The 16615-nt window shown below is 51.8% G+C and carries 14 protein-coding genes; 1 reads left to right on the top strand and 13 read right to left on the bottom strand.

All coding sequences use genetic code 11. The features are described from left to right. Positions 1 to 4: 4 nt before the first annotated feature. The 4 genes from grdG to DWX59_RS06565 form a co-directional block, all read right to left on the bottom strand. Entirely contained in the window at positions 5 to 1294 is a 1290-nt protein-coding gene (gene grdG, locus DWX59_RS06550) for a sarcosine reductase complex component B subunit alpha (RefSeq protein ID WP_117557382.1), read from the bottom strand. A 281-nt stretch (positions 1295 to 1575) separates the two neighbouring features. Beyond that, a complete protein-coding gene (locus tag DWX59_RS06555) occupies positions 1576 to 2256 on the bottom strand; it encodes a TetR/AcrR family transcriptional regulator (RefSeq protein WP_117557383.1) in 681 nt (226 codons plus the stop codon). Positions 2257 to 2287: 31 nt separating this feature from the next. After that, complete coding sequence (locus tag DWX59_RS06560; protein ID WP_117557385.1) at positions 2288 to 2674, bottom strand: GrdX family protein; 387 nt, start codon at positions 2672 to 2674, stop codon at positions 2288 to 2290. A gap of 119 nt (positions 2675 to 2793) precedes the next feature. Further along, positions 2794 to 3627 (bottom strand): DegV family protein, encoded by an 834-nt coding sequence (locus DWX59_RS06565; RefSeq protein WP_117557387.1) that lies wholly within the window; start codon positions 3625 to 3627, stop codon positions 2794 to 2796. 123 nt (positions 3628 to 3750) lie between these two features. On the opposite strand from DWX59_RS06565, the gene DWX59_RS29845 reads away from it, so the two are divergent. Continuing rightward, positions 3751 to 3840, top strand: a complete 90-nt coding sequence (locus DWX59_RS29845) for a DUF6783 domain-containing protein (protein ID WP_353626692.1) — start codon at positions 3751 to 3753, stop codon at positions 3838 to 3840. Here the strand turns inward: DWX59_RS29845 and DWX59_RS06570 are convergent. The 9 genes from DWX59_RS06570 to DWX59_RS29240 all read right to left on the bottom strand — a co-directional run. After that, positions 3837 to 9089, bottom strand: coding sequence for a DUF4132 domain-containing protein (locus DWX59_RS06570; RefSeq protein WP_117557389.1), 5253 nt, complete (start codon positions 9087 to 9089; stop codon positions 3837 to 3839). The genes DWX59_RS29845 and DWX59_RS06570 overlap by 4 nt on opposite strands. Before the next feature lies 1 nt (position 9090). Then, complete coding sequence (locus DWX59_RS06575; protein ID WP_117557391.1) at positions 9091 to 9510, bottom strand: hypothetical protein; 420 nt, start codon at positions 9508 to 9510, stop codon at positions 9091 to 9093. A 155-nt stretch (positions 9511 to 9665) separates the two neighbouring features. Beyond that, positions 9666 to 11123, bottom strand: a complete 1458-nt coding sequence (locus tag DWX59_RS06580; RefSeq protein ID WP_117557969.1) for a glycoside hydrolase family 1 protein — start codon at positions 11121 to 11123, stop codon at positions 9666 to 9668. 38 nt (positions 11124 to 11161) lie between these two features. Further along, positions 11162 to 12589: a PTS transporter subunit EIIC gene (locus DWX59_RS06585; protein ID WP_117557393.1), complete on the bottom strand. Its 1428-nt coding sequence runs from the start codon at positions 12587 to 12589 to the stop codon at positions 11162 to 11164. A gap of 154 nt (positions 12590 to 12743) precedes the next feature. Beyond that, a complete protein-coding gene (locus DWX59_RS06590) occupies positions 12744 to 12944 on the bottom strand; it encodes a ferritin family protein (RefSeq protein WP_227115740.1) in 201 nt (66 codons plus the stop codon). Positions 12945 to 13042: 98 nt separating this feature from the next. After that, the gene (locus tag DWX59_RS06595) at positions 13043 to 13456 is read right to left on the bottom strand and encodes a DUF3795 domain-containing protein (protein WP_117557971.1); all 414 of its coding nucleotides are present in this window, start codon (positions 13454 to 13456) and stop codon (positions 13043 to 13045) included. Between the two features lie 45 nt (positions 13457 to 13501). Continuing rightward, positions 13502 to 14107 carry a DNA-3-methyladenine glycosylase I gene (locus DWX59_RS06600; RefSeq protein WP_117557395.1) on the bottom strand — a complete coding sequence of 202 codons (606 nt, stop codon included), beginning with the start codon at positions 14105 to 14107 and terminating at the stop codon, positions 13502 to 13504. A 147-nt stretch (positions 14108 to 14254) separates the two neighbouring features. After that, positions 14255 to 16147 carry an alpha-amylase family protein gene (locus DWX59_RS06605; protein WP_117557397.1) on the bottom strand — a complete coding sequence of 631 codons (1893 nt, stop codon included), beginning with the start codon at positions 16145 to 16147 and terminating at the stop codon, positions 14255 to 14257. A gap of 46 nt (positions 16148 to 16193) precedes the next feature. Next, a partial coding sequence (locus tag DWX59_RS29240; protein ID WP_235844937.1) for a GH36 C-terminal domain-containing protein occupies positions 16194 to 16615 on the bottom strand: 422 nt, incomplete at its 5' end.

The following is a 16615-nucleotide window of genomic DNA, read 5'->3' on the forward strand; positions in this document are numbered from 1 at the left end:
TGATTTAATATCCTCTTGCCGCCAGCTTGTTAAAGCCATTGGCAATGGTGGAGGCTATGATGATCTGAAGCTCTGCCTCAAAGCTGCCGTCCTGGTTCTTACAGCCGTCCCAGCCCCCAATCTGCATCTCGATGAATTCCTGGGTGCCGATGACCTTATCCATGGCCGGGAACATGAGGGTTGCATTGCCCTGGCCGCAGGATGCCAGCGCGTCCGCTTCCTGGCACACATCCGCCAGGGACTGGGACTTGCCGTCCTTGCCCGGGAACTCATCGGTAATCAGGACCACCTTGGTTCCTGCATTCTCCACCTTGCGGCAGTTCATCATCAGGTCCGTATCAGGATTGCCGTATCCCTCTTCCGTAATCAGGACACCGTCCAGTCCCATCCAGTTACACAGCTTGGCAACCATATCGGAATGGCGCTCCTTATCGGCAAGGAACACATTCTCATTGGTCAGGATGACGCCCATGAAGTTGATATCCTTGCCGTGGTGTTTGAAGCAGTCCTCAATGACCGGATTGTGGAAATGGTGGTAGGTGGTAACCTTGTCGCAGGGCGCCACGCAGTTGCCGGAAACAATGGCTCCGTCCATGATTTCCGTTGGATACATGAAGGTGGGTATGAACTGCTTGGCGTCCACTCCGTAATAGTATGTATCGTGAAGAAGCCCCTGGGACTGCAGCATATGGATATATCCCACCTTGGGAAGGTCCGGATACATGGCGGCCTGTTCAAAAACCGGCCTTGTCTCATAGGTAATGATCTCGTCCGGTTCCAAGTTCCTTCCGGCTTCCCCGATATAAGCCGCTACCTTTAACCCGGCCATGCGCGCCGCCTTCTCGTACACATGTGTCTCCAGGCCGTCGGCCGGTTCCACCACCACGCAGAGGTTATTGGTCTTGGAGAACGGGCAGTAATCCGCGGCAGGACCGCTCATGTCAATCACGCCTTCCTGGAATCCAACAATCTTACCAGCGGTTATGACACAGCATCCCTCCAGTGCATGGGTCCGTCCGCTGCCCACCTGAGGGCTTACCTTCCCAATCACACCTGGAAAAATCTCTCCGCCTCCGCTGACCTTTACCCTTGGCTCAATCACATCCTTTACCGGTGTAATCCTCACCGACTCGCCTGGCCTTGCAATGTCAACATGGCAGCCAGCCAGCTTGTCGTCTTCCAGTACAAGCTTTTCAACTTCCTCTTTGCTGACATAAAGGACCCCGTCCTTCACGTGAGTCTTGTCGTCGAATCGGATATCTTTTATAAAGATTTTTCCCAATTCAAGCTTCATATGAAATACCTCCCACTTCTTTATATTTTACTGCCGCCCGCCGGCATTACTTCACCCACTCCGGCGAAATGACAGCATTTTTACAATTGACAATTTTAGTGTTTGTGTAAAAATGATACATTTAAAGTAGTAATCGCGATAACTTATGGCTATAATATAGCATATGTTATCGCGATTATCAATGGTTTTATTGAAACCTTTTGTTACTTTTTGTAGTATTCCTCTTTTTCGTCATTTTGTTATATTTTTGACATTGTTTTTGTACATATTTACCATTGGGTCTATCTGGGGATAAAATCGCTGGCATAAAGCTGGGTTATCTCCTTGCTTTCCGATATGAACCGGTCCACCAGTCCCGGAATTGTTTCAGGTTCCACCCCATGCTCCTGGACAAATTTAAAATATCCCAGAAACAGGGTGCAAAGAATATGATTCAGCCTCCTTGCATTTTCCTCTGTAATCTTCCCCTCTTTTACAATACGCCTGCAGACATAGTAGTCGCGGTCATAATACCCTGGGATTTCCAGCATTTCCTTTATCATGGGGCTGACGCGTATGATGGCATCCGGGAACATTTCATAATATTCCTTCAGCGCCTCTCCCAGGTCCCGGTTGATATTGCGGTAGAACACGGACTCAAAGGCTTCCGGATTGCGGAAAGCCTCGGTTGCATAGGAACGCCATATGCCGAAATGTACATCCCATATGTCCTTCCATTCCTTTTCCCGGATGGAAAGGTCCAGGATGTATTCATTCAGGGCATCCAGCTGTGCATAGAACAAAAGCTCGTCCAGATTGTCAAAATACCGGTACATACTGGCGGATGAACATCCAAGTTCCGCTGCCATACGGCGTATGCTGACCGCTCCCACTCCTTCTTCCTTGATGATCCTGCTGGCCAATTCCACATAATCTTTTCTGCTTAAATCCTTAAAATAGGACGTTCCTGATTTCTTCTTCATCGTTCCCTCACACTCCCCTCCCTGTCCGTCCCTACAGCCTGGGGATGACATTTTCAATCATTGATAAGTCAATGGTCTTGTAGTCATAGGCTATCTTTTCGTCATACTCAGGGACTTTCTTAATGGAATTCCATTTCTCATAGGTCTCAACCGCCTTTTCTATGAGACATACATCCTCCCCGTCAGCGGCCCCGGATCCGCCGTACAGCAGTATTGTCCTGTAGGGCGTCTGGTTGGGCTTTAAGCTGGACGCCTGGGGATGGGTCAGAAGCTTATGCCCCCTGTGGATTAAATCCCTGGCCTTCTTGAGCACCGCCTCATAGGAATCCATCATGAACACCTGGTCCACGCTTCCCCCCCACTTTTCCGCGGCCCGGTCATTGTTGGTGACCAGGATGCATTTTCCTAAATCAAACATCGTAACCCCCTCCTTTATTTTTAATCTGCGCATGCCAATGCTTTTAATATCTTACATCATAATTGTGGTTCAGTCAATTTCCCCATATTTAGAGCATTCCCAGGGCTTTGCAGATTACATTACCTCTCAATATACTGGATTGCCACACACCTGGGCCCTCCCTGGGCCACAAACACAGGACTCAGCTCCAGGATGTGTATTTCCAGACCGGGGAAGGCTTTTGCAAACAGGTCCTTAATCCGGCAGGCCTCCTCTGCTGCCACGGCGTGGGATATATACAGCAGGTGCCGCGCGCCCAGTTTCTTATCCTGCAGATGTCTGATGATGCTGTCCACTGCCCCTGACATGGTCCGCTTTACACCGAATTTATCCAGTTTCTTCCCATCTTCTGTCAGCTTGACAATGGGCTTCAGCTTTAAAAGGGAACCCACGGCCGCTGCCACGGGCGTCAGTCTGCCGCCACGTCTCAGGAAGGAAAAATCCTGGGGAATCAGGAAGGATTCCGTCTTATGTGCAGCCGCCTTAAGCCAGGTCAGGATTTCATCCCTGGTCCTGCCCTCCTCTGCCATCTTCCTGGCCTGGTCCACCATGTAACGGTGGGGGCCGCACAGTGTCCTGCTGTTAAAGACCATGATATCATCCCTGTTTTCCGCCATCTCCCTGGCGCTTTGGGCACTTTGATAGGTGCCGGAAAGGCCGTCTGCCATGGATATATTCAGGATGGGGCGGCCCTTGTACTGCTCGTAGGCATCCAACACATCCCCAATGGGCGGCTGGGATGAGGTGGGTATCTGCCCTTCTTCAATCCGCCTGTAAAAATCCTGCATATCCATCTGAAGGTCCCGTCCATGACTGTCCCCGATGCTGACACAGAGCGGGATGGACTCTATCCCTGCGTCCCGCCCTTCCTGCATTGTATAAAGTGTTGATGAATCTGTAATGATCTTGACCATATCAATCTCCCTGGACTTATTATCTGGTATTCAATACTATGTATTAAAGTTTATAGTATCTGTATGATATAGTCAAGACTCTTTCCGACGTTTTTCGACATTTGGGGCTGGCAAATAAATACAATTCATTGGGACGCACATCTGGCAGAAAGCAATTTTCAGACACGCTCTAAGGTGTGTCCTGACATCCATCCTGGCCGGATAGAGTCTTAGACAATCTGCTCCAATATGGCAGGATCCTTAATCTTCCTGTCCTCTGCCAGCAGCACGATTTTGGACATGATTTCTGCTGTCTTGGGGTCCTCATCCACAAACGGAAGGAACAGCCTGCCCCGGGACTGGCTGTGGACCGGAAGGATGTTGAGCATGGCCCCGCCTGCCTGGTGGATGACGCCGCTGCCAAGATGGACCGTGTATTCTCCCCTGGCGCCTTTTATCATTGCATGGCTGTCCTTTAATGTTACATTGGAAATGCCAAAGAGAGGCAGGTTGAATTCCACGATTGCCCTGCGCATCTCTATGGTGGAATGGCTGGTCTCCGGGTCCACGCCGCCTGCATGGGCCACGCTGACCGCCAGGTCCACATCCCTCATGACCTCGCTGTATATAAGGTCCGGCACCTTTTCAATCTCAAGGGATTCAAATGTTTTCCGGTCCGAGAACTCCACCCATTCCAGGGCAGGCGCTTCCACATCACTGGGCGAGAACCAATCGGCCAGGGCGTATATCCTGGCTATGATGTCCTCTTTATAATAGACCTTCTGAAGCCCTTCCTCATAATCCGCTATCCAGCGCCTTCCCCGGAGCACGGCCACTGTTTTCTGTGGCTGGATTTGGTTGCCTGCAAACATCCTGGAGTATTTCTGCCCCTTCTCCTCAGGCAGCTTCACGTACAGCTCCCTGAATACCTGCTTAAAGGGCTGTCTGATACGGTTGTCAAACAGATGCTTCTGGTACTCATGCCATACGCCCTGGCGGTATAAATCCAGGGGATGGGCAATCCGCAGAAGGTCTGTTCCCCTCAGGGGCGTACGTGTCCCATCATAAGACACCAGGCAGGTGCCTGGGTCCACCGGCCGGTTCTGCACCTCAGGTTCCTGTGCCCCAGGTTCCTGCGCCGCATGTTCCTGTGCTTCCATGAATCCAATCTTATCCCCGGACACAAACACAAGGGGCGCCAAGATGGCCCTGGCCACCGGGTTTGTATAAAGCATGGACACCTCATCCACAGTGAATAGTGTCTGGCTTTCCATGGATTCCTCCATCATTTTCCTGGTCCTGGAATACTGGTCCTTCAGCTTTTTGTGGACAGCCTTCAGCTCCATCATATATGTATCCTTACCCAGCCTGGAAGGGATGGATTTTAGGGCCTTGCCCTGGCCAGGATTCATACCGGCGGCCTTACCTGTATCTGCCCCTGGCGCCGCTGCCTTGCGGCAAAGGATCCCGCTCTTCCCATCCTCCCCGACTTCCAGCTTCACCAGTACATCGTCCACCTGTTTCCATTCCATATATTCCCTGAACTGTTCCATGAGCCGGGTCTCCATGTTAAGGGTCAGCCGGATCACATCCGCAAATCCCGCGTTAACGCTTAGATTGGTCAGGGCTGTCTCTGCTGCCTTTGCCTCGCTGGCCCGCCTCTGGGCCCCGAACTGGCGGCTTTCCTTTAAGAACTGCTGGATATACTGGTAGCGGTCTGCCATGTCCCGGTTCCCGTCTTTACCAAAGGGAACAAGTCCCAGACTCATCAGAAGGTCCTTGTTGCGCCTGGCCCCAATCTCCTGTTTCAGTTCCTCCACCCCCACGCGTCCCGCTGCCGCGTCCGCATACTTCCTGGCCCTGGAATGCTTCTGTCCGTCTGAAATATACTTGGCCGCATCATAAAGCAGGCCAAAATGCTCTTCTCCCAGCTGGCCGTAGGCTTCCCTGAACCAGTTGACGTCAAATGCGCCGTTCTGAAGCTCCTCCGGGCTTAAGGGGGTATATTTTGCGAAAATTGCCTTTTTCCTGTCATCAAAATTCTCATCCATATGGGCCATGAAATAATAGCATCCGCATTTCAATCCCTTCCAGCCAAGATATTCTTCTATGATTTCAATCCACTGTGGCGCGTACATGGCCACCTCCACCAGACGGCTTTCCCTGATTTTCGTGCCGCCCAGCAGCTGGCCCAGGGTCTTTGGCGTATCGTCTTTGGCCGGATAACAGGCTTTTAAAAGGCCGCTGAGCACTTCCTTCTTGGTATATATCCGGCTGCCGCCATACCATCCATAGTAGGAATTCCGGTCCAGCGTGTCCTTACCCAGGGCCATGAGGATACGGACCAGGTACCGCGCCCCGCAGATATAGGTGATTCCGCCCATGAACCTGGAATAACATGTTTCGCTGTCCCCCCGGCGCAGCTCCACATCCACCATCTGAGGCACGATTCTGTCATAAAGCTCCATGCAGAGACGGCCTTCTTCTGTGTGTTCCAGCATGTAGGCATTGCCCTTTTCCTGCATCCTCGCAAAATATTCCTCGCCGAAGAACCGGATGGCGCTCCACTTATTCCTTGTCATGACACATTCGCCGTGGACGAACTGGGTCAATACCTGAAGAATCCTGGTGGTGTCCAGGTATTCAAAGACTGCCCTGATCAGGATATCCATGGGTATCATGGACATGAGATACGCCTTCATGAACCAGGACATGCCAATGGGTGTCATGGGTTCCCGGCGGTCTGTGAGGAACTGGCCGGTATCTGAGGAATCACGGCATTTCAACTCAAAACCATATGCTGTTTCAAATGCCAGCCTGAATTCCGGGTCTGTCTGCCAGTATCTTAGGCCCTCAAAATAACGGTCCAGAAGAGGCAGGCGGTTCATATAGCAGGAGGTGTCATACATATTGTTGTTCCATCCCCTGTACTGGTATGTGACCTTCTTGTTCTTCTGGTTTACCACTGCAGACAGGGCCTGGATGACTGCCAGGCTCTCCTTAAACAGGCCGGCCCTGTCCAGATAATCCGTCCTGTAGTTCAGGCGTATGGACCTGACCTGGTCCATGTACATGAGGGACAGAGGCTCCGGCTTAAACGGGGGCTTTCCCCATACGGCGCGGTAGAATACGGCTCCTGCATCATAAGCACGGCCCTGGATGAAAAGCAGCGCTTCCATCTCCATCAGGACCTCATGGCTTTTGATTTCAGTTTCATAGAATTCCCTAAGTTCCTTTGCCAGGGGGTAATTCTCCAAATGATAGGAATAGTCCTTTGCATCCTTTAAGAAATGGTATCCGTTCCCAAGAAGCCGTGCCTCGCCGCTCCTGTCAAGGTACTCATAGTCCCTATACTGTCCAACCAGGCTGTCCAGCTTCTTAAGGATGAGGATGACGTCCTTTTCCTTAAGGGGAAGGCACTGTCCCAGTACCTGAGGGTCCGGGGTACCCACAGGAAGCACCGCGCCGGCAGCAGGATTGTACAGCCCATAGCCATTTTCCCTGGATATATCTGTCCTGTCCCCTGCCTTTCCTGTCAGTTCCTCTATGAGGATTTTTTCCTTGTCCGTGGGCGCCTGGATGGCAAGGGGCAGTTCCCTTATTTCCTGGTACAGCCGGTCCTTGTCCTTTGCCTTGCCCAGCCGCAGCATCATGTCCAGGGCAGCCGTGCGCTTTTCTTCCCTTTTGTCAGACATCAGACGGGTCAGGGAAGCCTTTAGCCCTGCATCATCCTGTTCCATCAAAAGGTCAATCAGCCTTCCCCTCAGTCCGCTGCGCTTATACCGCAGCATATCCTCAAGGACCATGTAATCCGCTTCCTCAAGCTTCAGTTTCCTTACGATGGCGTAAGCCCTTTGGGCTGTGTATTCTTCTGCATTGCCCACATATCCCAGGAGGATGTCCCTCTGCTTCCGGTTCCTTGGTTCATATAACAACAGGTTAATAAGCCGGCTCCTGTAGGAATACCCGCCTGCGCTGGTAATTTCCCCTAAAAGGCCTGCCATGTATGTTATCTTTTCTTCGTCCTGCAGGATATACGCCAGAAGGGCAAGCTGGCTAAGAACCGGTCCCGGGCTTAATTCCACCTTATACCACGGAAAGATGCCGGGTTCGTAAACCAGCCCCTTTTTTGGCATCCTTTTATAAATATCCAGAAACACGGCATACAGTTTTTCCGCTTCTTCCCTGCTTTCACAGATGTCATCCGGCACCGGCTTCCTGGGTGTCAGCAGCTCCCGTCCGTAAAGGCTGCTGTCCGTGAACATCCTGGTCAAATCACTGTTAAACCTGCCGGTAAATGCAGGCATGAAACAGGCAGCCAGTTCCAGGTCCTCCCCCTGCTCAAGGATTGCCTTTTTCGCGGCCTGGCTTTTATAGCTGTCATCCTGCATGGACTGGTTGTAAAATGACGCGGCCAGCTTCTGTGGTTTCGTGCCATGGTCAATGAGCGCCTTCATGGTATCCATGGCATCATGGATTTCCCGGAATCCCTTTGCCCACAATGCCACGCTGATGGCGACAGCGTCATTGGTCTTAAGCAGTCCGTCACAGGACCGCGGGTCCCTCAGGCAGCTTCCCATAAGCCCCAGCAGCTTACTGTTTATGCGGTCCGCACTGTTCTCGTCAAATATGCCGATCCAGGTGGATACCGCCCGTTTAACAGAGGCAAAGCGGATCAGGTCATTGTCCTCTATGGTCTTTAGAAGCAGCAGGAACGCGGGGATGGTTCCTTCATCCATGGACTCGCAGATGGCCTGGCGCAGGCCTTCCTGTAATCTTGCAGCAACCAAAAGGTCTGCCAGCAGCTTATGAAGCCCTTCATGATCCGAGCGCAGGATACCCAGTATCATCTGGCGGTCCAGGTACGCCGTGTTATTATCACTGAGGATTAGTTCCTTCAGGGTTTCTATGACCTTCTGGTTCCCGCGGTCGATTTCAGCCGCGTATACCAGGTCAAATCCATTCATGAAACAAGATTCTGATTTTATGTAGTCCAGCATCTCCGGATCCAACTGCCTTAACATCAGACAACGGATGTCCACGCCGCAGTAAAACATCCGTTCATATGTATTCAGCAGTCCTATGGCGCGGCGCATCTGCGGCCCGTACCCGCGGGTGCGCACCGTCCTGCGGTTCCACCCCGTGGAATAGGGGAACTGGTTCAGCTTATCAATAATGTAAAGATAAGAATCCTGGTACTCCTTTAGTACAAACGCGTCCAGAATCCCTCCATGGGCCCTTTTTTGCAGTATCAGCCCCTTCTTTTCAAACCACTGGCCGGGTTTTTTATCATCGTCGGCATAGTACCCGTTTACTGCCCTGTCAATCATTGGTATGTCACCGTTCCTGTATCCCCTGCCTAAGGACTTTATCTCCTCTGCCAGCTTCTTCTCATCCCCCTTAAGCTTCCCGGTCCTGGCATCCAGCTTCCTGTCCCTCAGCTCCGTAATCTTCCTTCTGGTATTGTAATCATAATCAGCCATGTCACCACATCCTTCCCGCCAGCATGGTCAGCCTGACAAATGTAAGGCTGCTCCCTTCTGTCAGCAATATCTTCTCTTCCAGCTGTTCAAGCGCCCTGTCATCCAGGAAAATCCTGTATATACCGTCCTCAAAGGACTGGATTGCATGATTCACGGCCGATTCCGGATCAGCCTTCCTGTCCCCGTAATTCACGCCAAAGCCCACCCTGCCGGAAGCTGCCTGGTCATTGATTTCATCGCTGGTCAGGCAGCGCAGCAGCTCCTTATCATCCATCCTCTGGTTATAGAGCGTCACACATGCAGTGGTCACGGCTTCAATCAGTTCCCTGACGTTCCCCGGATGTCCGGGAATCTCATATACGGCTTCTTGGACCTGGTGTTTGCTTTTTCCTATCTTTTTGATGTTGACCTTCAGCTTCACGGATATTCCTCCCCGATTTTTTCTTCTTCTGACCCACCGGATGATTCAGTGCATCAGCTTCAATCATACAGTCTATTCTACCATATAATCCCAGTCCACACCACTCCATTTGCGGCCTTCAGACAGGCCGGTCAGTCCCCGATTACAGCTCCCGGTTATAGTTCCCTCCCATTGGTCTCAATTACCCTGCGGTACCAGTAAAAGCTGTCCTTTTTAATGCGAGCCAGGTCCTTTAAGTCATGTTCATCCCGGTTCACATACACAAAACCATACCGTTTCCGGAAGCCCTGACGGGAACTGAGCAGGTCCATAAAAGACCAGGGGGAATATCCGAACAGATCCACGCCGTCCCCGATGGCCTGGGAACATGCCTCAATATGCTGTCTGAGATAGTCTATCCTGTAGTAGTCGTGGACCTTGCCGTTTTCCGTGAGCACGTCCCCGGCCCCAAGACCATTTTCCGTGACAATGAGGGGGAGCCTGTATCTGCGGTAGTACAGATTGAGCACCGTCCTAAGCCCCATAGGGTCAATCTGCGCGCCGTATGCGCTGGTTTCCAGATATTCATTCTTAACATGCCGGAAATATCCATACTGGTCAAAATCCACCTCGTTGATTGGAAATGACCGTTCCCCAGGCGCATGCCCCTCGGTTGCCGGAAGATGTGAAACGCAGAGCGTCCTGTAATAGTTGACGGCAATATAATCCATCCGCGCGCCCATCAGTATCTCCCTGTCGTCAGGCCCTGTCTTCGGCACAATGCCCCGTTCCTCTAAATATCTCATATAATATCCCGGATATTCACCGTCATAGTACATGTCCAGACAATAATCCGTCTTGAACCAGTCATTCATCCTGGCAGCCCACACGTCCTCCGGCCGGTTGGTCAGGGGATAGGTGCAGGTGGAGGAAACCGCCGGGCCTATCCTTCCCCCGGGAACCAGTTCATGGCACGCCTTTACGGCAAGGGCATGGGCCAGGAACATGTGATAATCCATCTGCGCCCTGAGACGGTCGCCCTCCCACGCATCCCCGGCCTTGATATTCATCCGTTCATCCACCCTGACCATCAGGTTCTGCTCATTGTGGACCTGCCAGTACATCACCTTGTCACCAAATTCACGGAATACGATTCCGGCATACCGCTCAAAGGCAGCCACACATTGCCTGGATTCCCAGCCATTGTATTTTTCCACCAAGGCATAGGGAAGGTCAAAGTGATACAGGGTCACAAAGGGTTTAATGCCCTGTTCCAAAAGACAGTCAATGACCTGGTGGTAGAACCTGATTCCATCCTGATTCACATCCCCGTCCCCATCCGGTATGATCCTGGCCCAGGACATGGAAAAGCGGTACATCTTAAGCCCCAGTTCCTTCATCAGCCCGATGTCCTCCCTCCAGCGGTGATAAAAATCACTGGCCGTCCTGGTGTCTGCCTGGATACCGGAACGCCGGAAGGAATTGTAATCCGCCACGGTCATGCCTTTCTTCCCCTCATCCCATCCGCCCTCTATCTGGAATGCGGAGGAGGATGCGCCCCAGAGGAAATGTTCCGGGAATAGGGTTGGACGTCTGACGGAACCTGCTGTTCCATCCGCGCTTTTTTTACTCATGGAATCCTCCTTTTCATTGTCCTCATCCTCTATTGTCCTCATCCTCTATTCTCCCCTTCATCCAATTCCTCAAATCCCAACACCCATGTCAGCAATGCCGCCCCAAAAAAGGAAATGCTGATTCCCAGCAGATAGAAGAGGAAATTCCTCATTCCGAACGCCCCATAGGTTGCCAGCGTAAGCACGCCATTATTTGCAAATGCATCCCCATACACGCCGCCAATCCCCATGACTGCCCCTCCCGCCGCACCGCAGATAACGGCGTATACCATGGGCTTCTTAAGCCGTAAGTTGCAGCCATAAATCGCAGGCTCCGTAATCCCGCACACCCAGGCGGTCAGGGACGCGGAGGCGGCAATTGCTTTCAGGTTCCTGTCCTTTGTCCTCAGCATCACCCCCAGGGCAGCGCCGCCCTGGGAAAAGTTAGCCGCCCCTGCAAAGGCCAGCAGGTTCTGCCGTCCTAACCGCGCCACATCATTAATCCCAATGGGGACCAGGGCGCGGTGGGCGCCGAATATGACGAACACGCACCACATCCCGCCGATGAAAGCCCCGCATAGGGCCGGGCTTAAGGCCATCATGCCCGTATACACGTAATTGATTGCATTTCCAATGTAAATGCCCACCGGGCCAAATACCAGATAGACGGCAGGCACCATGACCAGCAGGGAAATGCCCGGCACCAGGATGATTTTCAATATCTCAGGAGTGACCTTGGTCAGGAACCGTTCCACATAGGACAGTATGAATACCCCGATGATGATGGGGATGACCGAGGACGTATAGTTGGCTTTTGTAAGTACGATGCCAAACATCCTGACCGCCGCCCCGCCACCCATCAGTTCCAGTATGGCCGGATAACACATGGTGCCGCCCAATGCCATGGCAACGAATTCATTGGCATGAAATACCTTTGCGCTGGTATATGCAAGGATGATCGGCATGAAATAAAAGATTGCATCCGTGGCAGCCATCAGGATGATGTAAGTCTCATTCCCCGTAATGTCCACTCCGCGGCTGGAGGCAGTAATCCTGGCAATGGTCAGGAATCCTTTTAAGAGCCCGGAGGCTGCAATGGCAGGCACCATGGGGGTAAACATGGCGGATATGGATATCAGGATGCGGTTCCATACAGAGGTACCCTGCCCGGCGCCTGCCTGGATGTCCTTATTGGCGGCCGGTGTCTTTCCTGCTGATATCTTTCCTGCCGGTGTCTTCCCCGCCTCCATCTGCCTGCATACCGCCTCATAGACATATTCCACTTTTGTCCCAATCACCACCTGCAGCTGTCCGCCCCGTTCCACCACGGAAACCACGCCCTCCACCTGTGCAAGCTTTTCTTTGTCTGCTTTCGTCCTGTCCGACAGTTCTAACCTAAGCCTGGTAAAGCAGTGTGTAAGATTCTCCACATTCCCGGGACCGCCTGCCAGGGTCAGGATGTCCTTGGCCACCGCATCATAATTCATATGTCCTGCTCCTTCCCGCTGCCTGCATTTCCCTTAAAACAGCACAAAAAAGCCGGAGTCATCTGCAGGCAGAGCCATATAGGTTTAATATGGCATTTACCTGCGGATTTCATCCGGCTATTTTAAGGGTTTGTCCCCCTTCCCTGTTCTTTTCCTATCTACCATTCGTTGACAGCATAGAGAACTGCCAGGCGGAGGCCTTTTCATCCGAGGACATCTGGCTGAACACCTTCCTGTTTTTTTCATCCTTCTGTTTCCTCCCCAGATATCCATAAAGAATGGCCCCGGTCTCCTCATCAATCTGCGCCTTGCGCACGGTTTCCTTCATTTCCGGACTTAATGTCATGTCTTTCATCCTATGTACCCCCATTATCTTCCCTTTTATTGCCTTCTGATTTACCCCGGACTTTCCCCTTACAGGCCTTAGGGCGGGAATGAATTTTCAAACATGCCCTACTCCATCTTCTCCTGGCATTCACTGCATACCCTGTCGTGAAGGGAAATAATGCCTTTGCACCGCTTACACGTATATCTTTTCTTCTGCTCTTCCATGAAGGATTCAAGGCCATGGTCCTGAACATGCCTGCTGTTTTCCATAAGGCTTGCCTGGTACCGCCTGTTATAGCTTCTCTCAAGATTCTTAATCTGTGTGCATGGATATTCAGGGCATTGGAAACAGTAAGATAATCCTTTTTCTTTGATACAGTCTTTTATTTTACAGGCCCTGCAGTGTTCCGGTTTTCCCCTGTCCCCTTCCAGGCAGCCTGCGCACGGTTTCTTGTGATAACAGTGCCTGTAACAGACCATGCAGTTCATTCCGCAGGGCGCAAACATGTCCGGACGGATGCTTTCCTCAGGCATTTTCATGAATCCCCTTCCTCCTTCCCCATACATATCTTGCAATTAAATATCCTATGCTTCCTGCCGCACATCCCTCTTCCTGACGGTCGGGTAATTCTCAATGATATCCTTGTATCTGAAGCAGCCTTCCCCATGGTCATTGATGACCCCGCAGGCCTGCAGATGGGAGTACACGGTGATTGAACCCATATACTTGAATCCCCGCTTCTTTAAATCCCTGCTCACCTCATCCGACAGCTTGTTGCTTGCCGGAATCCGGCCCTTCTGATGCCCCGCATACAGGATTGTCTTTCCCTTGGAAAAAGACCATATATACCGGCTGAAGGAACCGTATTCCTCCCTGATTTCCCGGAAACGCCGGGCGTTATGGATGACGGCCTCCACCTTTCGCCTGGAACGGATCATCCCTTCTGCTGCAAGGATACGCTCCACGTCCCCATCCCCGTAAGCAGCCACCTTATCATAGTCAAACCCGTCAAAACACTGCCGGAAAATCTCCCTTTTCTGTATCATCATGTTCCAGTTCAGGCCGCACTGCATGACCTCCATCATGAGAAATTCAAATTGCCTGTAATCGTCATGGAGGGGGATGCCCCACTCCTCATCGTGGTATCTGGTCATTTTTTCATTGCAAAGGCACCATGGACAGCGTTCCATACAATCTTCCCCCTCTGGTTTATGGTTTATCTCCGGTCTGGTTTTATGTACACAACTACCCTTTCATTATATCGTCATACCTGCAATAATACAAGAAAACAGCGCATTAAAAGACAACGGAAATGAAGGCAGGGAGCCTTCTTCCAATCAGCTCCCTGCCTCTGCTCTTTTTAACCATCTGAATCCATGGCCGTCCACCCTTACAGCAGAGGCCCGAAGCATTTCCCCGGTCATCATATCCTGATACATGCCATCTGTTTCATCAATCCACGCAATCCTTTCATAATCATGGAAATTAAATATACCCACCAGCTTTCCCTGTTCCTGTTCCCGCACCAGGCACAGCACAGAGTCATCCCATGTTTCCCTGACAGAAAACCTGGCGTCCGCGCCAAAAAGCGGTTCGCCCCTGCGCAGTTCCTCCATCTGTTTTAACCCGGAAAATATCCTGCCCTGCACCGAACCGCCGTCTTTTATGCAGCCGGTCAGTTCCCAATGGAATCTTCCCCTGTGGATATAGCGGGAATCAGCCGCTTTCTCAGGATTATCCTTGTACGTGTAATCATTTACCTGCCCTATCTCATCCCCGCTGTAAAGGACAGGTATCCCGGACAGGAAAAAGAGGAATCCATGAAGGCACAGGATACGCCCAATCCCATGGTCCATGCCTGCATCGTCCATTTCAAAACCAGCCCTTTCCACTCCGCACATGGAAGCCGTTGTTCCGCAGAACCGCGCATCGCCTGTAACAGGATCTTCGTTGTACAGTTCGCCCCGGCTAAAGCTTTCCGGTATCTTTCCCGTAAAAAAGTCATTGAGGTATTTCTTATGGGGCACCTGCTTCATGCCCCAGGATTCCAGAAGCGGATAATCTAACCCCCAGCCAATATCATCATGGCACCGGAGATAATTGAGGAATAAGCAGGTGTCCGGCAGCCTGCTGATGGCTTTCATCTGGTGTTTTAAGAGCCTGGCGTCCCTGGCTGCAACCGAATGCCACAGGGTGGCCATGGTCGTTACATTGTAAAGCATATGGCACTCAGGTTTTTCCACCGTACCAAAGTACGGCGCCACCTTTTCCGGTTCCATGACCACTTCTCCCAGAAGCAGTACGCCGGGGCACACAATCTCCCCAATCATACGCATCATGCGCACAATGGTGTGGACCTGGGGAAGGTTCCGGCAGTCTGTTCCCAGTTCTTTCCAGATATATGGCACCGCATCTATCCGTATGACATCCATGCCGCAGTTGGCCAGATACAGGAAATTATACATCATCTCGTTAAACACCGCAGGATTCCTGTAATTCAGATCCCACTGGTAGGGATAAAAGCTGGTCATCACATAGCTGCCTGCTTCCGGAAGATAGGTGAAATTGCCCGGCGCAGTGGCGGGGAATACCTGGGGCACGGTTTGTTCGTATTGCCTTGGAACATCATAGGAATCATAGAAAAAGTACCGGTCCCTGTACTCCCTCTCACCGGCCCTGGCCCGCTTTGCCCATTCATGTTCCTCGGAAGTATGGTTCATCACAAAATCCAGGCACAGGCTGATTCCCCGCTTATGGCACTCATCTGCCAGCGCCCTTAAATCGTCCATGGTCCCAAGGCCGTCCCTTACCTTCCTGAAATCCGATACCGCATAACCGCCGTCTGAACGGCCCCTGGGGGTGTCCAGCAAAGGCATCAGGTGGAGATAATTGACATTGCAGCTTTCTATGTAGTCCAGCTTCTCCTTCACGCCTGTTAACGTGCCTGCAAACTGGTCCGTGTACATCATCATGCCAAGCATGCTGCTTTTCCTGAACCACCCCGGATTCTTCTCCCGCTTTGTGTCCAGCCTTTTAAGGCTGGCCCTGCGGGCCCGGCAGAACTCCTCCATTCCGCTGCAAAGCCCTTCAAACATCTGCTGATTGTCGTAAAGCTCCATATAAAGCCATTTTAGTTCATCCAGATGTGGCTCCAGACGTTTTTGGAAAGGAATGTTTTTTAATCCGGCTTTTCCTTCCCCGGTTTTATACTCTCTATTTTTAACAGCCATCTTCCATTCTCCTGTTCCCACATTCATGCTGGTCGTCATACCGGAATCAGACCTTTACCAGATGCGCCTGCCATGCCTGGTATTCATCTGCCATATAAGGCACGGGAAGCCCGGCTGACATAAGGGCGGCCCCCGGATATACGCGGCCCGTGGCCCCATCCCTGTAACTCCATCCAGGTTCCAGTCCTTTCAGCCGTATGTACACGGGAAGGGGGTTGCCATGTGTCTCAAGGGTCACCGCATTCACCAGGGCCTCGCCCTTATCTTCACTGACAAACATCCATGCCCCTGCCTGCGTTTCCTTAAACGGATTGCCCAGCCTGTAGTAATCGCCGTTGTGGATCATGTCCTGATACCGGTGATAATCCTCAATCTGTTTCCTGATGCACGCCTTCTCCTTTGCTGTCAGCTGGCCCGGATCCAGTTCATACCCAAAACTGCCCGCCATTGCCACCACGCCGCCGGGGG

Source organism: Enterocloster aldenensis (assembly GCF_003434055.1).
GTDB classification, from domain to species: domain Bacteria; phylum Bacillota; class Clostridia; order Lachnospirales; family Lachnospiraceae; genus Enterocloster; species Enterocloster aldenensis.